Origin of the sequence: Streptomyces sp. NPDC059900 (genome assembly GCF_050270335.1) — a bacterium.
GTDB lineage: Bacteria > Actinomycetota > Actinomycetes > Streptomycetales > Streptomycetaceae > Streptomyces.
Map to the genome: position 1 here is coordinate 1 of NZ_JBNNJZ010000034.1, position 20,355 is coordinate 20,355.

The following is a 20,355-nucleotide window of genomic DNA, read 5'->3' on the forward strand; positions in this document are numbered from 1 at the left end:
CACGATCCGGTGATTCACCCGGGCCTTGCAGTAGGTCGCGTCCAGGAACACATAGGGGAACACGGTGTGATCCAGCGGCCGTTCCCTGAACGCGAGCAATTCCTCATCGAGTTCGCCGCAGATCCTGGAGACCTCGGATTTCGAGATGCCGGAGTCCGCACCCAGCGCCTTGACCAGGTCATCGACCGAACGCGTCGAGACACCGTGCACGTATGCCTCCATCACCACCGCGAACAGGGCCCGGTCGATCCGGCGCCGGCGTTCCAGCAGCGAGGGGAAGAACGACCCGGTCCGCACCTTGGGGATCTTCAGGTCCAGGTCGCCGGCCTGCGATGTCAGCAGCCGGTCGCGGTGCCCGTTGCGCCAGGTGGCGCGCTCGCTCGTGTGCTCGCGCGGGGCGGCCCCGATGGCTTCGGTTGCCTCGGCCTCGATGAGTTCCTGCAGGATGCGCTCGCACAGCACCCTGATCGACTCGACTCCGTCGGCCGCACGTAGTGACTCCAGCAGCCGCATCAGGTCAGACTGGGACAGGGCCATCGCGTCCTCCTCCGGTTGAACTGGCCGTTCACCAGGGAGACTTGCGCGATGGCCCGCCTCTGTTCAGGGAGCAGTCACTGTCAGCAGGCGCACGCCCCGAGCAGACAACCGCGCATTCCAACGCCCGACCGCCTACACCACTCGGCGGGGCACCATCCTCGGAGTACTGGCACTTCCAGCCCTTCTCCGCGACAAGGTCGAGGACCGCCTGCCAGTCCTCCACCGAGACATCCGGGACACGCACGTCCGGCAACGACCCCATCCAGTCCAGGTCGAAGAAGCACTTCACGTCATCCCACCGCAGATCAGCCACCCCGCCATGCTGCCCAGACCGCCGACCCAACGCACGCCCGTTTCCCTTGACCAAGGACACAGAGGCACCCCCCGGCAGCGTCAGGCAGGTCAGGGTGACGGCACGCCAAATGCCGTGCCGGCGCGAGACGTGGCCGGTCGCCCCGCCAGCCCAAACTGACAATCCGGGACTGCGGTGGATTCTTCAGGCAGGCCACATTTGGATCACCCAGAACTCCAGCGGGTCCTCATGAGGACCTGCTGGAGGGAAGGGATCCAGGGCCAGGGACGCCCCACGATGCATCCGCCCGCGACACAGCACACGGATGTGATGGTCCCCTGGCTCTACTGTGATCTCGCCCTGTGTCCTGCCGTTGAGGTCAATGACGACAAAGCAGTCCGTCAGGGGGGCACAGAAATCCCGCTCGTACTCCCAGGCTCCATCCGGCCTCCCCGGGGCTCCGTCCCAGATTTCCAGACGTACCAGCGGAAAGAAGTCGTTGTCGCTGGACGTCAGAGCCAGCCCGTCGCCGGGAACCTGGATGATCTCGTCTTCCGCCGGCGCTTCTTCGAACAGGATGGGGCCGACTTGGATGGTCCGGTACGAGACGAGTGGGCGGACATCAACAGCATCGACCAGTGCGGGCACTTGCCCTCCTTCGGGTAAGGAACAGACGCCGTCCGCCCGCAAGCCCCAGGCGCCCGCGGCAACGAGAGGTACGCGAGCCCCGTCCTCGATGCAGCGGCGTTCCAGTTCCCTCGAGGACGGTGCGGGCTTTCTCTCTGCGGGGGTCTCCAGGTCAGCACTGGCACTGTGCGGGGACCGGACGCGGCGCAGCGCGGCCGGACGTCCTCGGGCAGAGCCTTCTGGACAATCCAGTCGACCATGGTGTTCCAGTCAACCGCATCAGGGATGAGGTACCAGATCTCTCGGCTGTCGCCGGGGGTCCAGCAAGCCACGACCGGCTCGCCCGGACTGTCCACCAGGATCGGCACCAGCTCCCCCTTCAGGCGTGTGGACCATAGTCTCCTGCGGGCCCTTGGAGCCGGGCAGGCGGGCGGCGCTGCGTCCGGCAACCCCGCCACCCGGAGAACGGCTGTCCCCTATGAGCGCCTCACCCGGCAACGCATGGACCGCAGGGTTCCGGCGGTTGAAAAGTGACCCCCTGCCGGGCGCGGGGAGATACCGGCCTCCGCCAGGTATGCGTCGATGTCCTGGTCGATATCCGCCTGTGAAGGGGCGGGCAAGGGAGATGGCAACTTCTCCGTCCGGTACGTTCCTGAACTCGACAACTCCAAGGCCGGAGGATTCCGGGCCCGGTTCTACGGTCAGGAGCGCATCCTGGACGGCGACACCTTCGGGATGCGGGCCCTGTAGGTAACGGTGACGGTGACACCGGGGCCACCGCGCACGGCTAATTGCTTGGCGTGAAGAGGAACCGATAGTCCTCAAGCCCTGTGATGGGGTACTCGACGCCCATCAGTTGCCGAAATCGTTTTCCGGCGATCTCGCCGCCCTGCCGCCAGATGCGCAACGTGAACTGGCTGTCGCTGGGCAGCGTAAAATCCAGTTCCTTGTCGTCCAGAGTGTAGATCCCTGCCTCGCCGCTGCCGCTCTGGTAGGCCCACTCGCCGAGCAATACGCAGCCCTCATCTGAATGGGACGGCGACTGCCCCAGCTCCACGGTGACAGTCGCATCGTGTGCCTGGGCTGCACTCCTGACCAAAGCCGTCGCATGGCTGACGTGAACTGGTTCCCCGTCCATGGGCAGATCCGTCCAATAGGGCCGCTCGGCCTCATCCGGCCGACGGTCCTCATCGACGCCGAGGACCGACCGGTCGATGGTCGCGGTGCCGCTCGCAAGCGTCGTCATGCCTTGCAGACTACGAGCCGACTCCTCCGCAAGTAACCGTGCGATGCTCCGGGCGGCGATCAAGTGCACGACGCCGCACGCCACCGGAGCCGTGCAAATTGCGTTCCGCTGGCTGCACCGCCGGCATCGACCTCTACCGCCGGATTTCACGAACTACCGGTAGCACGGGGAGGTATCTGTTCGTGCGACACCGAATGAGGCCTGCGGCTGGGCCCTGGTGCCATCTTTCTGCGTCAGGATCAGCAACACCGCCACAATGGCTACATGCCCGGTGCAACGCAAAACGGCCCGCACTCCTGGCGATTTCGTGCCGAGGGTGCGGGCCCGTCGTGGTCAGCTTTGCGAGCTGATACGGCCGCGCATGGCATGCACGCTGGTGATGGCTGCAGCCATCCAGAAGCACGCCCCGGACACCGCAATCTGAGCCGGTGCGTGAAGGAGCAGAGCCAGAACACACACCACGGCAAAGACGATGATGCCGCAGGCTATCGACGTGGTGTCACGCCAGGCGGGTGTCATAGGTCTGCCTACGTAAAACAGGACCCCGATAGACAGGAGCACCATCAGGGCTCCGCTGTAGATGAGCCACGAGCTGCTCAAAGCCATTCTCCGATCGTGTTGCTGTTGTTACTACTTGCAGTGTCCACCGGAGTACTGGCCCGGGATGAATATCCCAGCCGCGAACTTGACCTTGATGCACTTCTTGGCGTTCTTCGCCTTGAGCGCCGTCGTGGTGATGACCGCGGCGTGTGCACCCCAGTAGATGTTCAGACCCGGCGGGAGGAAGCCAGAGACCACACCGGACAGAGCGCCGTTGTCGGCGATCGCCTTGGTCTCCTTCTTGTTGAAGTACGCAGTGCCCGTCACGATGCCCCACGTCATCTTGGGGTCAGCGACCACCGGGAATGTGAGGGGCCACGAAGTTTCCGGACAGGCACCCAATAGGGTTGTCCTGAACAAGGAAACGAGGAAGAAGTGGCGCCACCCAGTAAGTACACACCGGAGTTCCGAGAGGAAGCCGTCCAGATCGCGTTGAGGTCAAGTAAGAAGATCTCCGAAGTCGCCAGGGAGCTTGACCTGAACCCGGAGACGCTACGCGGCTGGGTGAAGAAGTACCAGAAGCAGCAGGAACCGGCCCCCAATGCGGAACTGACGGTGAACGAGCGGGCGCGCCTGAAGGAACTCGAACGGCGCAACCGCGAGCTGGAGATGGAAGTTACCTTCCTGAAAAAAGCCGCAGCGTACTTCGCGAAGGATCCCCGGTAGCAAGCAAGTACGAGTTCATCGACGAGATGCGGCTCGACACCGAGAAGTACGCATACAGCGTCGAGTTCATGTGCGGCCGACTCGGCGTCTCCAGATCCGGCTACTACGACTGGAGATCCCGCCCGGAATCCGCGACAGCTCAGCGGCGCGAAGAACTGAAATTGCTCATCGAGAAAGCCTTCGCCATGTCCGACAGCACCTACGGGCACCGGCGCATCCAGGCCCAGCTGCATCGCTGGGGCGTCGCCGCCGGCGTGGAGCTGGTCCGCCGCCTCATGCGCGAACTGGGCCTGGTGACTTGCCTGCCACGGCCGAAAAGGTTCAACCTCACTCAGGCCGCGGCCGGCCAGGTGCCAGACCTCGTCGGCGGCGACTTCACCGCGGATGTGCCCGGCAAGAAGCTCGTCGGAGACATTACCTATATCGCGACCGGAGAAGGCTGGCTGTACCTCGCAACCGTCATCGACTGCTGCACGAAAGAAGTCATCGGTTACGCGATAGACGACCACTACCAAACCTCATTGATATCCAGGGCGATCCGCAACGCTGCACGGAACAGGAGCATCTCGGCCGGCTCGATATTTCACTCCGACCGCGGAAGCAACTACATGTCAGCCGAGTTCGGGAAGACGCTCGACCGGCTCGGGCTCCGCAGATCTTCCGGCCGCACCGGAATCTGTTTTGACAGCGCCATGGCCGAATCATTCTTCGGCGCCCTGAAGAACGAACGCGTATCAAGGGAGACTTACCTGACCCGTGAGGCGGCCCGGCAGGACATCACTCGCTACATCGAATTCTGGTACAATCGCAAACGCCTCCACTCGGCGGTGGGTTACCGTCCTCCGCGCGAAGTCCACGCCGAATACGAGAAGTTGCGAATCGCCGCGTGAAATAGACGGTCAGAAGCCTGTCCGGAGAACGCAAGGCCCCTCAATGCGGTCTCCTTGCCGGTCTCAATGGTCTGGATGAGATCAGTGCCATCCAGCTTGTAACTGGTGGGAACGCTCTTGCCGTGCGCGTCCTTGGCCCACGGCGCGTCGATCGTGGCAACCGGGACGTGAATGCCCTCGCCGGCCTCGCGAGTGATCTCGAAGCCGCCCTGGCCGTCTTCGGTGATGCTCGCGTCCTGCGGGAGGTTGAGCTGGAAACGATGGGTCCCGGCGGCCTTGTCATCTTTGAGCGTGACCAGGGCGCGGGCTCCACCGTCCTTGGTCGGCTGCACGGCGATGTCCGTCGCGGCGGCGGCGTCGGGGTAAACCACGGTGCCCGATCCAGCCTTGACTCCGACAACATCCTTGGCGCCCGGCAGGGTGAGGCCGAAGGAAGAGCCGTTGTCGTCAGCGGCTTGGAGGGCGCCGTCCGCCTTCTCCGGTGCAATGACCGTGAGGGCAGCTCCGTCCGTAGCGGTAACTGCCTTGGCCGGCGTGCCCGGAGCCGCCATTGACGCAGCGATGTCGGCCGTCCCCGTGGCAGATTCCACGACAGCGGCGGCCTGGGCCGCGCTATCCGAAGGCTTGGTGGCGGTGGCGGCGCTGGCCGGGATCGCGGAGGCGATGAGCGCTGCCCCAACAGTGGCGGATACGGCAGCAAGGGAGAGCTTGCTGAACTGGCGACGGTGTGTGCTGTTGTGCACGCGCCGTACTCCTTTGAACGTGCTTTTCAGGCATAGCTCGCAACCCAGCCCAGTCAGGGCGAGGGGCGCTTGCCGGGCCTCGTGGTCAAGATCAACTCCATCACATCCAGAAGGGGCGCGCTGTGGCCGAAGTCATAAATTTGCCTCAAATATCCCTCAGAATCAAGGTTTTTACCGTGTATAACCTTTTAATCCCAGGTATAAAGTAGACGCAACCTGCGATGCCGCAAACCCGTCAGAGGTTGCACACCTCCACTCCGGCGGCTCCGCTCTCCGAGCAAGCAGCACCCCCGGTCCAGAATCCGCAGCGGCAACCACTGAAGAATGGCGCCCCTGACCTGCAGACCGGACACCGGCCGCCCGAACCCCGGCGACACGGCAGGCTTCATCATCCGAGCAGCCTGCGCTTCGCCCGCGGCAAGTCATACCCCGGTTGCCCGTGTCGCCGGCCCGGCCGGCCGCGCTCTCGCCGCCCGGGGCCGTGACCAGACACTCGCGCACAGCCCTGTCACAGCCACCGGCACCGCGAACCGTTCCACGAGAACACCGCACCTCCCACCGAACTCGCCCCCGCGCTGGCCCCGTTGGCTTCGTGAGGTGCCTTCCGACAGGCCGATACCGGCAGGCAGTGGCGTCGATGTGCCAGCCTGAGGCTTGTCCGGCAAAGATCTTCGAGCCGAGTCAAGTGGGCGACTGCTGAGGGCCTTCTCGTTCAGCCGACGAGGTTGAGGTTGTGCAGGCGGGCGATGCCGAGCGTGGCGTGATGGACTCCCGCGCCCTTGAGGCGACAGCCGCGGAGGATCTTCCAGTTCTTCATGGAGGCGAAGGTGTGCTCGACGCGAGCGCGTACCTGTTTGTGGGAGCGGTTGTGAGCCTGCTTCCACCCAGGCAACTCCTCGCCCGGGGCGCGGCGGTGGGGCATGACGAGGCCGGTGCCCGGATAGCCGCCGTCAGCGATCGTCATCGTACTTCCGAGTCAGCGATCGTCATCGCACTTCCGACCGCGGCCTTGGCGCCGGATTCCTCCCACGCCTTGCAGTCGTTGCGATTGCCCGGCACGGGTTGGCCGATCACGACGACCCTACGGGTGCCGGGTCTCGTGAGAGGTGCGCGTCCTGTCGCGGCTCGGGGGCAGGGAGCCTGCGGTGCGGGCCGCAGCCCGGTGACACCCGGTCTGAGGGCAGAAGGAGAGCCGCGTCGATCGGAAGCGGGCCTGCGCCCGGACGACGCGGGGCCGGGCGCCCGGACTGTCGTGGTGCGGTCATGGTCATGTACCGCCTGGTACGTCAAGGGGCCCGTCACGCATAGGGGTTGGTGCCGGATTCGCTGTTCCGGGGCACGCGTGTTTGGCATAGCGTCTTGATCCTGCCGAGGCCGGTGAGCGGCGGGCACGGGACGGGGAGAGGACGGGGCGGGTGGGTTCGGAGGCTGGGGAGTCGTGGATGGTGCGGGCGGTATGCCGGACAGCGGACCCGGACGAGTTGTTCGTCCAGGGCGCGGAGCAGCACCGGGCCAAGACCGTTTGTTCCGGCTGCCCGGTACGCACCGAGTGCCTGGCCTATGCGCTCGATTCCCGCATCGAGCACGGCGTGTGGGGCGGGATGACGGAGCGGGAGCGGCGTGCGCTGCTGCGCCGGCGTCCCACGGTGTCGTCCTGGCGGCGACTGCTGGAGATGGCGCGTGCGGAGCACGAGCGGCAGGGGCGTGCGGGCGGCGACGCGGCACGGCGGGCAACCGGCTGAGCCGGGCTGCGGATGAAGGTTGAGATCCGGCCTGCCGAGACGAGCGATGCAGGGTCGCCGGCCGGGCTGATCAGGGGGATCGAGCAGTTCTACGGCACGGCGGCGTGGCCGATCCAAGGCAGCGGGACGGCGGACGCGCCCTCGCCGAGGCGTGGGGCCCGGACAGTCCGCGCCGTCCTGAGACGTGCGTGCGGTACCGCTGGTACCGTGGGCACCATGACGAAGCCCAAAGCCATGAACCTACGCTTTCCAGACCCCGAGCAGCGGGAAGCCATCGCAGCCGCTGCGGCGCAGGAGGGAGTCAGCCTGCAGGAGTACATCCTCTCGGCCGCCTACGCCCGGGCCACCGCCGTCGAAACGCGATTCCTGGAGGGATTCAAGGCCTCCATGGACCACAGCGCAGCGGCCTTCGCGGCCGAGGCGGCGGACCCCTCCGCCGAGTACCGGGCGGCCGAGCAGCAGGCGATGCGCGAGCTCGAGCCCCGCGACCAGGGACACGCCGCGTGACCGAGCCCCAACCGCTCCATGTCACGTTCCTGCTGCACGCCGCCGAGCTGCTGGAGGGTGATCCCCAATTCGACGATCTCGGCCCGCTCTACGCCGCTGTCGCCCGGGTCAATGCCCAGGCGATGGAGCGGGAGATCTACGGCTCCCTGCACCTCAAAGCCGGCGCCCTGCTGCAGACCCTGGCGAAGCTGCCGTCTCTGGAACACTCCAACGAAGCCTTCGCCTGGCACTCCACCCAGGGCTACCTCGCTCTCAACGAACGCCACCTCGCATACCCGCCCAAGGACGCCGTCGCGCTGGTGCGCGACGCTGCCTCCGGCGCGGTCGGCGTCGCCCGGATCGCCCGCCAACTACGCGACTGGACGGTGGACTGAAGGGTCCGGCACATCTGGACTGGCGCCGGCCAGGGTCTGCGCAGTCGCCGGGTTCGGAGCTGAGCGCCGGTACGCACCGCGCCGGGGCGTAGCCCCTCGGGAGCCATCGGCTCGCAGAGAGGGTCTGCGGCCAACTGCGAGTTACGCGAGATCAGCGGTGGGGTTCTTGGCTCTGAGGGTCAGTCAGGCGTCCGCGACGCGATCAGGCGATTGGTCAGCTCTACCGTGGCGAGGTACCACCAGAAGATCCAGTCCAGGAATGCTTCGTCGTAGTCGCCGCGCTGTTCGGCCTTGCGGTGACGCAGGTCGTAGCGGTTAGCGATCTCGAACAACGCCCCCTCGTCAGGCTTGCCGAGCTGTTCTTTGAGCAGGGCGCGTCGTTCCTCGAGGATGCCGGCCAGGGTCACGATCGCCGACCTCTTACCCTCTGTCGTCGTGTCGCGTCCGCGGAACAACGCGATCGCATGGCGGATCCGATTGGTGATGTCCGGGGCGGCGCTGTTGTTGAGTGCACTGCGGGCCAGTGCACTGCGGGCATCGTCGGTGACAGCGACCAGGCGCCCGAGGTCCTCGCCTTCGGCAGCGAGCTCGTAGTCGATGCCGGCGTCGCGCAACAGCTGATTGACCTTCCACCGGTATAGGACTCGGGCCGGGCCGTTGTGGAACTGGTGGTGGTGCCAGCCGCAGGCGCCGTAGTCGTGGAAGCGACGCATCCGTGGGCGGCTGACCAGGTCGTGAAACACCTCGATGAGTCCGTAGAAGGTTTCCTCGTCCCATGTCTCTGGAGCCAGTGGCCTCAGGTCGGGGATGCCGAGGCGTCGGTCGATCACTTCGGCAGCGTTCGGAAGGTCGTTGGGATCGTCGATGCACTCTTCACCGAACACTTCGACCAGGTAACCGTGGTCGTCGAGTTCGTGGATGATCCGGGCGAAGTCGCGCCGGGCGTCGCGCTGCGTGGTGCCCTCGTGGGGCGGAAAGTTGCCGCGGCGCTGTGGCCAGTACGGCCGTGGTGCAGCAGCGTGTCGGAGGTCGGCTGCGCGGTTGACCAGCTCGGTGAACCACTCCCGCCGGTTCATCCCTGTTCGCAGGCCAGTGTCGAACGGATCGGAGGTCCACGGGTTGTAAGCGGTCACGCCGCTCTGGCGGGGCATTTCTTCGAAGTCGGCGACCGCCGTGGTGCCGGCCAGGGCCTCCGTCATGAGCCATATCGCCCGGTCCTCCCATGAGGCATCCGGGGACGTGAGTACCCGCTCGCCCTCGGACGCGAACAACGTTGCAGGCCACAGGAGTTCGTAGTTGCTCAGGTCCAGACTCACCGCAACATCATCGCCCATCCGAGGGTTCCTCGGCCCTGAGAGACGAGTGAGCGCTCTACCTGGCCTTCGAGCTCGCATGCCACGCCAGGTAGAGCGCTCACTCGTGGGGGCGCTACAACTCGATGTCGATGTGCTCCACGTCGGTGAACTCCACTCCGAGGCCGTGTGCGCGGCTGTTGTTGGCGCGGAAGTACATCTGGGCGAGGCCGTCGGCTGCGATTTGCTGGAGTTGTTGTTCGTTGGCGCCCTGCTCGCGGGCGGTGAACAGGCGGTCGGCCCACTCGGGGGTCAGGGCCTGGGTGATGTCGCGGATCCGGGCGTCGTCGGTTGTGCCCGGTTCGGCGGTGAATCCGAAGCGGGCGCGGGTGGAGAGGACCAGGCCGTCCGTGGACGCGGCCTTCTTCCTTGCCTTCGCGCGGATCTGTGGCTGCCAGCGCTTCTTGACCTCGCGTTCGAGGCGTCCGCGGAGGTCCTTGCGGGGTCGTTTGAGCTTGCCCGCCACGTAGCGTTCCACGGTGCGCTGGGAGATTCCGAGCACCCGGGCGGCGGCCTTGGTGCCCTTGAGCTGCTTGACCAGGTATTTCATCTGCGCCTGAGCGCTTTGGGGGATGCGGCGGGTGAACGCTCCTTCCAGTGCGTGGTCCAGGCTGTCCCCGACCGAGTCGACCATGGGTTACTCCCCTGCTCCGGCGTTCTGGTCGGTCTTGATGAGGTTGGCGGTGTTGAAGACGCCGCCGCGCTCCTCGAATTGCTCTTCCGCCCACAGGACGGTCCGGGTGCCCTGGTGCTTGACCATCCCGGGCGAGATGCCGAGCCGGAACGTGCCCGGCGCGGGCTTGCCTTCGGGCGTGTGCGGCAGGACGTCCAGGGGGGACGGGCAGGGCGAGGGGTAGACGATCGCGTCGGTGCCGATCGCGACGGGGTAGAGGTCGGTGGCGGCCGCCGTCTTCATCAGCTTGCGGTGCAGGCCGATCCGCTGGTTGGCCAGTACGGCGGCCCGGATGTCGGGGCGCCATGTCTCCCGGTTGAGCGCCGGGTAGGGCTCGTAGTACGGCACCTGGCCGCGGCTGCGCTGGCGCAGCTTGCCGATGCCGCCCTTCGCCGTCGCCTTGATCGCGGTCGCCAGCAGGCTCATGGTCGGGTCGACGCTCCGGGAACGCGCCATCGCCTCGAGGAACTCGCTTCCGCCGAGGTCGGTGGTGACCCCCAGGTCGGCCATCGTGGCCACGTACGCATCGCGCAGCCGCTTGTACCAGCCGTCCAGGTAGCGGCCGCTCTGCGTGCGCACGTACGCCTCGATCGGCGCGACGTCGAAGCCGAGCTCCACCGCGTAGGCGACGGTCGGGGTGGCGTACCAGGCCGGGCCCTCGGGGTGCTCGCCCTTCGGCGTGAACGGCGAGGGCAGCCGGTCGCCGTCTACGGTGCGGCCGTTGACCGGCACGCTGGACAGGTCGACGTGGGACAGGTCGACCAGCCACGAGCCGGGCAGCGACGCGTCGAACTTCGGGTCCCCGGTCAGGCGGGTGGGGCCGTTCAGCCCGACGGTGAGGCCGTTCGCGGCAGCGGCGAACGACATGTTGATGTCGACCGCGACCAGGTAGGGGTTCATGCACTCTTCGTCGGTCAGCGGCCGGCACCAGTCGTAGGGCTCCTCCATCAGCATCTCGGCCGGGGTACGCAGGTGGTGGCGGGCGAACTTGCCCTTGAGAACGGGGTGTTCGTCGGGGACCTCGCACTCCACCACGGGGTAGAGCCGGGTGAGCGCATCGGCGTTGAAAGCCCGCTTGAACTCGCCGGTTGCCTCGTCCTTTTCCGCGCGGGTCGGCGGGCGCAGCGCGGTCATCAGTTCCAGGCCGGTCGTCGCGGTGGTGCCGCGCGGCGTCATCACCCGCTCCGCGTACAGGCCGAGGTAGCGGGCGAGGTCGGCCGGGTGCATCGTCGGCAGTTGCGGGGCGTCCCGGCGGTCCCACTCGCGGGCGTCCAGCGCGTTCCAGGGCAGGATGCACAGCTGGACACAGCGCCGCCTGGAGCCCTCGGGCTCACGGTAGACACGGGCCCACGGACCGAAGCCGCGCTGGGTGAGCTGGAGGCCGGCCTTGCCGATCTGCTTGACCACCTTGTGGCTGTCCGCGAGCCGGCCGTGGCGCTGTTCCTGGTCCGACAGGGCGGCGGGCAGGCCGTAACGCTCCAGCGCGGACGCGGTGAGGACGAGGATCGGGTCGGCGTCACGACCGTTACGGTGCAGCCGGGCCTGCCCGAGCCGGGCCTCGGTCAGCGTCCAGTCGACCAGCGCCGGGATCGACTTGGCGGGCACGTCCAGGACCAGGCCGCCGACGCAGTACGCCGACACCTGCCCGTCCTCGCAGTCGATCACCGCGAGCGGGCCATGCTCGAAACGCGGGTCGACAGCGGCCGCCGACGCCGTGGTCGTCTTCGCCGCCGCCTTCTTCGCACCCGGGCGCCGCGACGAGGGGGCGGGTTTCGCGGCGGGTGCCGGTCGTCCGGCAGCAGTCGGCGCCGGTGCCGCCGGCGCTTCGGCCGTCGGCGCGGGAACGGGCGCGGGGCCGGTGAACACCTCCGCGGCCTCGGGCGTCGGGGGCGCGTCGACGGCCGGAGAGGGGAAGCGGGCAGCGAGGCCCTCCAACAACCGGGCGTACGCGGCGCGCTTGGGCGGCCGCGGCTCGGTCCGCCCGCTCTCCCAGTTCCCCACCGCCTCCCGGCGCGCGTCCAGCGCCGTGGCGATCTGGGCCTGGCTCAGGCCCGCCGCCTCCCGCAGGCGCTTGCGCTCCGCGGGGACCGGCAGGTCGTCCTGCGCGACTTGCTCCAGCAGCGCATCGACGGCACCGAACAGCTCGTTCTCGTCAGTGGGCACAGAAGTCACCTCCACTAGAGACCCTATATCAAACGCTCCTTGGATCGCACGTGAATCGCGCATTGGGTCGCGCGAATCCCCAGTCCCAAACCCTCCGGTCTGACCCCAACCCGAGCCCGCTGTCCTGCGCCATCGAACCCTGAGCGCGTGCCACCGAAGGTTGAGCAGTCAGGGCCCTTCTGCGCCCATGCGGGGATCAGTGGCCGTGCTCTGTTCCATGAAGCGTCGCACCTGGTCCTCGGGCTCCTGTGCCGACACCTGCCTCGCTGGGGTCTCCATCGACTCGTGGCGGACCACCCGCCCGCAGGAGCCGACCGTGACAGTGGAACTCGACAACGGCCGCAAGGCGACGATCGCCGGGGTCCCCCCGGATGAAGCGCAGCGCCTGGTGGAGCAACTGCTCGACGGGCAGTAGGGGGAACTATGTCCCGGCTTCCGGTGCCCGCTCGGTCGCAGGCCCTGTTCATCGGCGGCGTGGCGAACGCCGAAGTGCGCGAGGACCAGGTGCCGATCGTCGCCGACCTTCCGGGAGTCCTGGTGACCGTGACCGAGCCTCGCGAGGCCGGTACGGGTCTGCCCGATTTCTTCGGGCGTGGGCAGAGGCGCCTGGATTCCGGCACCCCAAGTAGACGGCCTCCTCAGGTAGGCGGCGTCGTGCCCCTTCACCGAATCAGGGACCTGGGGGCAGAGCGGAGAGAATCTTCTTCCTGGCTCCCTCTTCGCCGACGGCGACAAAGAGGGAGTGGCTTCCCTCTGGGCCCTCGGCGGTGGAGACAGAACCGCGGGGTTTCGAGGGGTTCCCCGTGCCGTGTGACGAGTACTCGATGACCATGGCGTTCTTGCCGCAGGACATCGAGGCCCATGGCTTCGATGCTCCGGAGCCGGTTGCCGAAGACTTCAGGTAAGGGCCGGCCGGCATCTTGGAGCTTCCCTGGTCGTCACTCTTCGGCATAGCGGTGTCGAGGGAGAGGACCGGGCCCTTCTCGTTTCCGGAGCGGGTCACCAGGAGCCCGCACCTGCCGCCTTCGGTATAGGCGATGAGCCGCTCTCCGCCCTTATGGAGTTCGCCGATGGCTCGACGTTCGGCAGAGGGACGCGCGTCGTCAAGTTCAGCAAACGGGTCGCCGCTTACGCTGATCTCGGGCGCATCGCGCAAACCGGAGGGCTGGTCCGGCGATGATGCGGTGGACGAGGGGGCGCTGGACGCACCCTCCCCGCCCGTGCACGCCACACATGAGAAGCCGAGCGCAATACCGATAGGGATCAATCGGACCTTGTGACTCACTGCGGGCTCCTCGTTATGCGCGGTGCTACTCAGACCACTGATTGAAGCACACGCCAACCGGCTTCAGGACGGTGCCCGCCCCGGCCTTCTTTCCATTCTTGTAGATCTTGATGGGGTAATTGTCGTAGAGCGGGTAGGCCTCGATCGTCCCGTGTTTACCCTTGGGGACCTCATAACGCGTCTGATCCGACACGCCATATTTGCGGGTCGTGGAGAATCCGACACCTGCCGAAACCACTTCGGCATCCACCTTGACTTCCGTGCTGACCTCGGCCTCGACGGACTCTTCGACCGTCAGCACCAGCGTTGTCTTCCCCGCACCGCTCGTCTTCTGAATCTTTGTGGTCCCGCAGCTCTCCGAGGATGCCCCGGCCGTCACCTTGTAGGTAGTGCCCTTCGCGGAGATACCCGAGTCCGCAGGGGCGGGCTGCGGCGACGAGTCCCGCTTCACGATCGTATCGGGCCCAGGGATGAAGTACCCCTCGGGGGCATTTGCGCCGGATGCGTCGGCGGACAATGCGCTGCGTGCTGCGTCCTGGTTTTCCGGACTCGCCGTCGCCGGGCTTGCGGCAAGCGCACTCAAGGTGATTACACCGGCGAGGATCCCGAACTTAGATCCATGGTTCACAGAATTCCCCCAATTCAATTCCTCTCCTGACCCCGGAGAGGTACGTGATCATGAACCTAGGTGCGCCCATTGTTTATGGCCAAGGCCCCGTGAAGGAATTTGAGCCGGACCTGAGGGTTGCACTCAGGGATTTATGAAGTTTCCAATTTGCCGCACATGTGAACAGTAGCGCAGGAATTTTCTGATACATGCAGTATCCCTACGACCAGTTGGCATTTGCGAACTCGTTCTACCCGACATGCGCTACCCCGATCCCCGTCAGTAGATCCCGCGTCTCGTGGTGGAGGCGGTGGGCGTCCGCGGGGGCGAACTCGGTTGTTTGTGTGTCGAGTTGCGTGTTCCGGGCGTAGGCGCTGACAGGAGTTGCGGATGGTTCGTCGAGGAGCCGGAGGAGGGGGCGTGCCGCCTCGCTCGCAGGTGGGGCGGAGCGGCGCATTGCCTCGACCCAGGCCAGGACGTCCGGTGCGTACTCTCCGGAGAAGCTGGTGCTTGCCGTCCCTGGATTGTGGAGTATGTACCGAACCTTCGTGTCCGGTCTGCTGCTCGCATATCCGACTCAGAGGAGGGAGTTGAGGCGTCCGCCCTGTAACCAGTGCCAGGCTCCCGTCGTACCGGTCGGAGAGCCGGAGGTCCTCCCAGACCCGGCGCTGCTACCACCTCGCCGAACCTGAAAGCCAGCTGGTTGTCCGTCAGTTGGAGAAGAAATGGGAGATCGCGCTGGCCAGCCAGCAAAAGGTCCGCGCGGACCACGAACGCTTCACCCGCACCAGCCCCTGCTTCCTCACTCCTGCCGAGCGGCAGACCATCACCGCTCTGGCCGGCGGCATCAACGGGCTGTGACAGGCGAAGACGACCACGGTCACGGACCGCAAGGAGATCGTCCGCGCGATCGTCGACAAGGTCGTCGTCGCAGTGACCGGCACCACCGAGCACGTCCGAACGGGACCGCGACGCGCTGCTGCGACGGCCCCGCCGCGAAGAACTCGAGCCGGTACTCCTGCTCGCTGACCGCCGCGACCGCAACAATTCAGGCCCCCTCCCCGGCCCGGCGCACCGAGGCAAACCAACCCGGCGCCACCCGCGACTCGCCCGAGGGCGCAAGTCCGAGCCCGGTGAACGTGGAGGAAAGCCACCGAGGCGGTGAGCGGGGTACGAACGGGCGTGGTAGACACACGGCGTGGCTGCGTTCATGACGTTCTTCGACGGCTCGGCCGCTGCCTGGAAGGTCGGCCCAGCCGTCGTGACGTCCGCGCTCAGGGAGCTTCGGCCCGGGATCAAGGCCGATCCCACACAACGAAGTGGGGTATGCGCCTGCAGCTGACGCCGTCGACCTCGTGTTCTGCGATCAGGGCCACAACTTCCATGTCCTCGTTCCACCAGGCGCCGCCGCGGCGCAGCTCCTCGCAGAGTGCGACGCCCAGCCCCGAGAGGAAACCGCCCGGACCGAAGCCCCCTGCCGTGACCCTCCTTCAACTCGGCCCCGGCTTCCGGGTGGCTGCCATCAACGGTAACCCGAGCGCTGAGGGCGCGCCTTCACCACGACCGCCGTCTTCTGCACCGACGTGACCCGCCGACCACAGAGCAGGCAGTGCCGCGCACCCTCACTGCTCACCGCCGCACCTCCCTCAACACCCTGCGCAGCGCCGTCCCCGCCTCGCAGCGAGCAGGATCGTCGGCGCACCGCATGCAGGACTGCGCGTGATCGAGCACCGCCCGGTGCAGCGCCAGCACTCATCGAGGTTGCCGTAGCGTGCTGGCGTGCAAGATGCCATCGATGCGCTCATCGAGCGGCAGATCTCCTTCGGCTACAGCTTCCGCATGCACTGCGACAGTTGCGGCCCACACGTCGGCTCTGAGTGGTGCCGACTACATCCGGCTCGAAGACGAGGCCGGCGCGCGCATGCACTGCGAGCACTGCGAGGCCTCGATTCACTTCGGCCCACTGGTCGCTGGCGTCCGCGACCAGGGCGACCCGGCACTCGACGACCGCACGCTTAACAAGCTCAGCTGGTATCACACCAGCCCGTACGAGGACTGGCCGAGCCCCGACTACGAACGTGACGTGCAGGTTGCGTTCTCGACGAGCCCCGCTCGCACGCTGATGGGTGATCCCGAGCGCTACCTGCGGAACCAGTTGGACAAGGCTCTCCCTCTCGGTACCTACGAGGCGGCCATCGAGAACATGTACAGGCGCATGAGCGACCAGCGCCTCGCACACTCGGCCTTCTACCTTCATCGCGCGCGCATCAATATCGCGACCGACCGCGTCAACCGCGGCTTTCACGATGAGAACGAGCAGCCGGCAGCAGACATCAGCATCACCGAACTGACGGACCTCGACCTCGACGCCGTCCGCTATCTCAACGTACGGTAAGCCTCGGGCAGCATCTCCCTGGCCGTGCGTCCGCACGTCATCACCGGCATCCAGACCATCCCGATCCCCGGCACCCCCGGCCCCGATGACAGCCTGCCCCCAGGGATTCTTCACCTCATCGCGGACCTCGAAAGCAGAAACAACAAGCCCTCAGCACCCGGGGAACGGCAGGACCGCGCCTACCACCTCGCCCAGGAACTCAAGAACGCCCTCATCGCGCACTTCCTGCCCGAGGTCAACCCGTCGTCGCCGAACGCTTCACACGAGCAGTCGGCGACGCCCACGACCAAAGAGGCAGCAACTACCCTGTCCACGCCCGCCTCTTCGCAGCCCATGCCCGCCTGCTGCACACCCCGGAACACGTACTGGACCTCCTGAACGCGACACCGGCCCGTCGACACAACTGAGCGGAACCCAGTCGGTCCAGCGTGCGTCCGGGCAGCGGTGGTCTCCTTCAGCTTCGCTTCGCCCAGGTGTTGCGGAACCCGCCGTCCTTGCACTGCACGATCTGAATGGTGATCCCTGTCTCCTCCCGCGCCCAGGCCAAGAACTCCCGGCCGCGATAGCCCTGGTCGGCCCCCAGATGCCGCAGTCGGGGAAACTCCCCGGCGGAGCCGACCAGCAGCACCGCGGCGCCGTCACGGTCTCTCACGTTGGCCGGACTGACGCACACCGCCAAGACCAGGCCGAGCATGTCGACCAACAGGTGGCGCTTGATACCCAGGACCTTCTTGCCGCCGTCGTATCCGTGCCGACCACCTCACTCGGTGGGCCTTGACGCGCTGGCTGTCCACCACCCCCGCACTCGGGGTCGGTTCACGGCCCTGACCGGTGCGTTCGCGGGCCCGCAGAGCCGCGAGAATCTCCTCCCAACGCCCCTCGATCCGCCATTGCCTCCAGTAGTGACAGACGGCCTGATACAGCGGGAAGTCGTGCGGGACCAGTCGCCAGGCGCAGCCAGCCCGCACCCAGTACACCAACACGTCGATCAACTCACGCCCGCCGATGCTTGGGAGGGCGGCCGCCCGACTTCGCTGGCGGCACCAGTGGTCCGAGCACCGCCCACCCGCCATCGGAAAGATCCGTTGGATACGCCCGCCGCTCGGCCATCCCCGCCTCCCCGAAGCTCAGGAACTACCAACGCACCTGCCCTGACCGGTGCTTCACAGACACCCGCTAGCAGCCTGGCACGGCAGCTGAAATTCCGAAAACAGGATGTTTTCACGATCGACTACCGACCCGACGTGAGGAAGGTATGAAAATTACGGTATGAGTGGAGTCAGAGGCCAAACTCCATAGCTTCTTTGTGTGTCAGAAACCTGCACGCACCGGTCGTAAGGTCCACCCTTACCGGAGTGCATCCAATCACCATGTCTTCGAAAGCGTCAGTTCGAATGAACTCCGCACTGTTGCACGGTGCGATCAGCGCAGAGTCGCGGACGATTACCTCATTTCGGGCAACAATCAGCGGCACCTCAGAGCTAGTATCCGCGCGCAGGAACTCATCCGCGAGAACTACGGCTTCCTCATTACTGATCATTCAATTCGTCCTCATGAAATGGTATCTTCCCCAGTAGTCGATATCTTCGGCGTGACCAGTCTGGCCGTCCAGGAAGACTACATCATTACCTACGTTCGCCACATTCCAGGCGTGACCACGTCTCCCTCGGCTGCCGATCACAATGCCTCGCGCCCCAGATCCACCTTGAGCAATCTCCTTTACAATCGAGCTGAGAGTTCGCCTTTCAAAGCTCTTTCCTGGATAGAATCGAAGTATATGATCATGCGGGCCTTTCCCGATGTTCATCGCGGAGGCCGGGTTCCCTGCGAGAGTTTGGTCAACTGCTACGGCACAGGCCCTGCAATTGTAATCCCCCCTGCGCGGATTGATGAGTTTCTTGAGGTGAGGGGTCACAGGGGTCTTGTACGACAGGCCTTGGGCGGTGACCCCTCCGCCTCCTGCTCCCCAACGGACGCTGCCGATAGCAGCCGAGAGACCGCCGGGACTCGATACCGGGAGCCTCGGGCCCGGCATCAGGAATAGGCCCATTTGACCGATTCCGCCGAGACATTCAAGTGTCCCGTTTACCGCATCGCCCTGCTCGTAGTAATTTACGCCGCGCCGCATAGGACCGACACCGGTGAACTCGTCGACACATCCGCTCCAGCCCGACCTGCCATTCGCCTCAGCGTAACTGGACCCCGCCTTGCACGAATCCTGCCACGCATTCCCAATCTTGTTGAGGGCCGGGGACAGCGGGATAAAATCAGTGCCCGGGATATTCGTCGTCCAACAGCTCTTGTTTCCGCTGTTCGGAATCCACCAGCATTGACCGGATGGATCTGTTAGGTAGGCAGGGGCATTGTTGGCGTAAGCGTAGGCCTGGGTGTGTGGTGTTTCCGGTTCGGGGGTGAGGGGGTCGCGGGAGGTAAACCGACCGGTCTCCGGCAGGTAGGAGCGAGCCCGTAAGTAGTACCCAGCGGCGCTAGTTGTGGGTTCTTTGTACTCGCCTGCAAAGGTAAATCGGTTAACGGGGGGCTTCGAACCGATGTTGGTGGTCGTCACTTCACCGTACGCGCTGTACGCGTATTTAGTTTGGTGGGCGCCTGCACTGTCGGTGACGTCGGTGACGGATCCGAGAATGTCGTGGTGATGGTAGAAGGACCCTGCGGCCGTCGTCTCGCCCTGAATCTGGTCCTCGGGGTTGTACTGATAGTCGGCAATCAAGCTGCCGGAAGCGCCAGCTTCGGTGGCCTGGCGCGGGAGTCCGTCGCCGTAGTTGATGTCCCAGGTGTTGGTGCGGAGCGTTGTGCCGTTCTTCTTGGCAGCGCTGCGCAGGCCGTCGGCGTCATAAACATATGCATAGCTGGCAGAGGCGGTGGTGACCTCGGCGAGCTGGTTGCCTGCGTCGTAGCTGTAGGAGGTCGAGCCGGCTTTGGTCTGGTTGCCGTCGCGGTCGTAGTCGTAGTCGGTAGTGGCGCCGCCGGTGGTCTGCCTGAGCTGGTCTGCGGCGTCGTAGTGGTAGGTGGTGGTGGCCCCCGCCGGATCGGTCCGGGTCTGGCGGTTGCCGACTCTGTCGTAGGTGTAACTCGTGGTTGGGGAGCCGGCCGGGCAGGACTCGGCCTTGGCTGCGGCAGTGCATTCGGTGAGCAGGCGGCCGGTGGCGTCGCCGGTGTAGTACGTGGACGCGGCATCGTTTCCGCGGGTGGCGTCGATGCGCCGGGGCTGGCCGGTGGCGTCGAGTTCGGCGTGCCATGCGGACAGGGTGGTGGTGCCCTTGGTGCTGGCGACGTCGGTGAGTCGTCCGGCCCGGTCGTAGGTGCGCTTTTCTTCGTGGCCGTTGGCGGTGGGCAGCGTGATGCGGGACAGCTGTCGGGCCGCGGTGTAGCCGTAGGTGGTTTTGGCTCCGTCTGTGGTGCTGGAGTCGCGGTTGCCGTCGGAGGTGTAGGTGAAGGTGGTGGTCCGGCCGTCGGGGTAGGTGCGTTCCTTGAGCTGGCCTGCGTCGTCGTATTTGTAGGCGAACCCGCTCGTCTGGCCCTTGGCGGTGACGTCCTTGAGGGCGCCGTCGTCGTAGTAGTTAAAGGTGCGGGTGCCGGTGGCGTCGGTGACGGTGCGGCGGCTGCCATCGGCGTAGTACGTGAACGACACGTCCGGG

Annotated in this window: 23 protein-coding genes and 2 pseudogenes; 9 read left to right on the forward strand and 16 right to left on the reverse strand. The window is 65.9% G+C overall.

What is annotated here, in order from left to right; genetic code table 11:
• The 3 genes from ACQKIP_RS08040 to ACQKIP_RS08050 all read right to left on the reverse strand — a co-directional run.
• The coding region (locus tag ACQKIP_RS08040) for a transposase (RefSeq protein ID WP_365866874.1) at nucleotides 1–537 on the reverse strand (537 nt) is incomplete at its 3' end.
• Between the two features lie 496 nt (nucleotides 538–1,033).
• Nucleotides 1,034–1,477, reverse strand: a complete 444-nt coding sequence (locus ACQKIP_RS08045) for a hypothetical protein (RefSeq protein ID WP_365866876.1) — start codon at nucleotides 1,475–1,477, stop codon at nucleotides 1,034–1,036.
• 455 nt (nucleotides 1,478–1,932) lie between these two features.
• Complete coding sequence (locus tag ACQKIP_RS08050; protein ID WP_365866949.1) at nucleotides 1,933–2,088, reverse strand: DUF5956 family protein; 156 nt, start codon at nucleotides 2,086–2,088, stop codon at nucleotides 1,933–1,935.
• Between ACQKIP_RS08050 and ACQKIP_RS08055 the strand changes: the two genes are divergently transcribed.
• Nucleotides 2,039–2,206: a hypothetical protein gene (locus ACQKIP_RS08055; RefSeq protein WP_365866953.1), complete on the forward strand. Its 168-nt coding sequence runs from the start codon at nucleotides 2,039–2,041 to the stop codon at nucleotides 2,204–2,206. The two genes, ACQKIP_RS08050 and ACQKIP_RS08055, sit on opposite strands and share 50 nt — an antisense overlap.
• 37 nt (nucleotides 2,207–2,243) lie before the next feature.
• Here the strand turns inward: ACQKIP_RS08055 and ACQKIP_RS08060 are convergent, their stop codons facing one another.
• From ACQKIP_RS08060 to ACQKIP_RS08070, 3 genes are all read right to left on the reverse strand, one after another.
• Nucleotides 2,244–2,702 (reverse strand): hypothetical protein, encoded by a 459-nt coding sequence (locus tag ACQKIP_RS08060; RefSeq protein WP_365866878.1) that lies wholly within the window; start codon nucleotides 2,700–2,702, stop codon nucleotides 2,244–2,246.
• 333 nt (nucleotides 2,703–3,035) lie between these two features.
• Complete coding sequence (locus ACQKIP_RS08065) at nucleotides 3,036–3,308, reverse strand: hypothetical protein (protein WP_365866880.1); 273 nt, start codon at nucleotides 3,306–3,308, stop codon at nucleotides 3,036–3,038.
• A 24-nt stretch (nucleotides 3,309–3,332) separates the two neighbouring features.
• Nucleotides 3,333–3,602, reverse strand: coding sequence for a hypothetical protein (locus ACQKIP_RS08070; RefSeq protein ID WP_427742533.1), 270 nt, complete (start codon nucleotides 3,600–3,602; stop codon nucleotides 3,333–3,335).
• Between the two features lie 75 nt (nucleotides 3,603–3,677).
• On the opposite strand from ACQKIP_RS08070, the gene ACQKIP_RS08075 reads away from it, so the two are divergent.
• Nucleotides 3,678–4,858 (forward strand): IS3 family transposase gene (locus ACQKIP_RS08075; RefSeq protein WP_365866884.1). Its coding sequence is split into 2 segments (ribosomal slippage): nucleotides 3,678–3,942 and nucleotides 3,942–4,858, totalling 1,182 coding nucleotides; the frame shifts between segments, so codons are not numbered across the junction.
• Here the strand turns inward: ACQKIP_RS08075 and ACQKIP_RS08080 are convergent.
• Both ACQKIP_RS08080 and ACQKIP_RS08085 read right to left on the reverse strand, forming a co-directional pair.
• Complete coding sequence (locus ACQKIP_RS08080; RefSeq protein WP_365866886.1) at nucleotides 4,801–5,601, reverse strand: hypothetical protein; 801 nt, start codon at nucleotides 5,599–5,601, stop codon at nucleotides 4,801–4,803. The genes ACQKIP_RS08075 and ACQKIP_RS08080 overlap by 58 nt on opposite strands.
• 712 nt (nucleotides 5,602–6,313) lie before the next feature.
• Nucleotides 6,314–6,690 (reverse strand): annotated as a pseudogene (locus ACQKIP_RS08085) (transposase family protein); the annotation flags it as partial.
• Nucleotides 6,691–7,043: 353 nt separating this feature from the next.
• Here ACQKIP_RS08085 and ACQKIP_RS08090 point away from each other — a divergent pair.
• The 3 genes from ACQKIP_RS08090 (at nucleotide 7,044) to ACQKIP_RS08100 (ending at nucleotide 8,224) form a co-directional block, all read left to right on the forward strand.
• The gene (locus ACQKIP_RS08090) at nucleotides 7,044–7,343 is read left to right on the forward strand and encodes a WhiB family transcriptional regulator (RefSeq protein ID WP_365866888.1); all 300 of its coding nucleotides are present in this window, start codon (nucleotides 7,044–7,046) and stop codon (nucleotides 7,341–7,343) included.
• Nucleotides 7,344–7,559: 216 nt separating this feature from the next.
• Nucleotides 7,560–7,850: a DUF1778 domain-containing protein gene (locus ACQKIP_RS08095; RefSeq protein ID WP_365866890.1), complete on the forward strand. Its 291-nt coding sequence runs from the start codon at nucleotides 7,560–7,562 to the stop codon at nucleotides 7,848–7,850.
• Nucleotides 7,847–8,224: a fic family toxin-antitoxin system, toxin component gene (locus ACQKIP_RS08100; protein WP_365866892.1), complete on the forward strand. Its 378-nt coding sequence runs from the start codon at nucleotides 7,847–7,849 to the stop codon at nucleotides 8,222–8,224. The genes ACQKIP_RS08095 and ACQKIP_RS08100 overlap by 4 nt, the downstream gene beginning before the upstream one ends.
• A gap of 179 nt (nucleotides 8,225–8,403) precedes the next feature.
• Here the strand turns inward: ACQKIP_RS08100 and ACQKIP_RS08105 are convergent, their stop codons facing one another.
• From ACQKIP_RS08105 to tap, 3 genes are all read right to left on the reverse strand, one after another.
• Nucleotides 8,404–9,558, reverse strand: a complete 1,155-nt coding sequence (locus ACQKIP_RS08105; RefSeq protein ID WP_365866893.1) for a hypothetical protein — start codon at nucleotides 9,556–9,558, stop codon at nucleotides 8,404–8,406.
• 94 nt (nucleotides 9,559–9,652) lie between these two features.
• Nucleotides 9,653–10,210, reverse strand: coding sequence for a telomere-protecting terminal protein Tpg (gene tpg / locus ACQKIP_RS08110; protein WP_365866895.1), 558 nt, complete (start codon nucleotides 10,208–10,210; stop codon nucleotides 9,653–9,655).
• 3 nt (nucleotides 10,211–10,213) lie between these two features.
• Nucleotides 10,214–12,412: a telomere-associated protein Tap gene (tap, locus tag ACQKIP_RS08115; protein WP_365866897.1), complete on the reverse strand. Its 2,199-nt coding sequence runs from the start codon at nucleotides 12,410–12,412 to the stop codon at nucleotides 10,214–10,216.
• A gap of 217 nt (nucleotides 12,413–12,629) precedes the next feature.
• On the opposite strand from tap, the gene ACQKIP_RS08120 reads away from it, so the two are divergent.
• Nucleotides 12,630–12,827: an effector-associated constant component EACC1 gene (locus tag ACQKIP_RS08120; RefSeq protein WP_365866899.1), complete on the forward strand. Its 198-nt coding sequence runs from the start codon at nucleotides 12,630–12,632 to the stop codon at nucleotides 12,825–12,827.
• A 255-nt stretch (nucleotides 12,828–13,082) separates the two neighbouring features.
• Here ACQKIP_RS08120 and ACQKIP_RS08125 read toward each other — a convergent pair whose 3' ends face one another.
• The gene (locus tag ACQKIP_RS08125) at nucleotides 13,083–13,568 is read right to left on the reverse strand and encodes a hypothetical protein (protein ID WP_427742538.1); all 486 of its coding nucleotides are present in this window, start codon (nucleotides 13,566–13,568) and stop codon (nucleotides 13,083–13,085) included.
• A gap of 154 nt (nucleotides 13,569–13,722) precedes the next feature.
• Complete coding sequence (locus ACQKIP_RS08130; protein ID WP_365866901.1) at nucleotides 13,723–14,325, reverse strand: hypothetical protein; 603 nt, start codon at nucleotides 14,323–14,325, stop codon at nucleotides 13,723–13,725.
• Between the two features lie 693 nt (nucleotides 14,326–15,018).
• Between ACQKIP_RS08130 and ACQKIP_RS08135 the strand changes: the two genes are divergently transcribed.
• From ACQKIP_RS08135 to ACQKIP_RS08145, 3 genes are all read left to right on the forward strand, one after another.
• Complete coding sequence (locus tag ACQKIP_RS08135; protein WP_365866902.1) at nucleotides 15,019–15,165, forward strand: hypothetical protein; 147 nt, start codon at nucleotides 15,019–15,021, stop codon at nucleotides 15,163–15,165.
• A gap of 934 nt (nucleotides 15,166–16,099) precedes the next feature.
• Nucleotides 16,100–16,699, forward strand: coding sequence for a hypothetical protein (locus ACQKIP_RS08140; protein WP_365866904.1), 600 nt, complete (start codon nucleotides 16,100–16,102; stop codon nucleotides 16,697–16,699).
• Between the two features lie 24 nt (nucleotides 16,700–16,723).
• Nucleotides 16,724–17,077, forward strand: a complete 354-nt coding sequence (locus ACQKIP_RS08145; protein WP_365866905.1) for a hypothetical protein — start codon at nucleotides 16,724–16,726, stop codon at nucleotides 17,075–17,077.
• Nucleotides 17,078–17,153: 76 nt separating this feature from the next.
• Here the strand turns inward: ACQKIP_RS08145 and ACQKIP_RS08150 are convergent.
• The 3 genes and pseudogenes from ACQKIP_RS08150 to ACQKIP_RS08160 form a co-directional block, all read right to left on the reverse strand.
• Nucleotides 17,154–17,444: pseudogene (locus ACQKIP_RS08150) on the reverse strand (transposase); the annotation flags it as partial.
• Entirely contained in the window at nucleotides 17,338–17,772 is a 435-nt protein-coding gene (locus ACQKIP_RS08155; RefSeq protein ID WP_365866907.1) for a transposase, read from the reverse strand. The pseudogene ACQKIP_RS08150 and the gene ACQKIP_RS08155, both read right to left, overlap by 107 nt.
• 467 nt (nucleotides 17,773–18,239) lie before the next feature.
• Nucleotides 18,240–20,348, reverse strand: coding sequence for an RHS repeat-associated core domain-containing protein (locus tag ACQKIP_RS08160; protein ID WP_365866909.1), 2,109 nt, complete (start codon nucleotides 20,346–20,348; stop codon nucleotides 18,240–18,242).
• Between the last annotated feature and the right edge of the window lie 7 nt (nucleotides 20,349–20,355).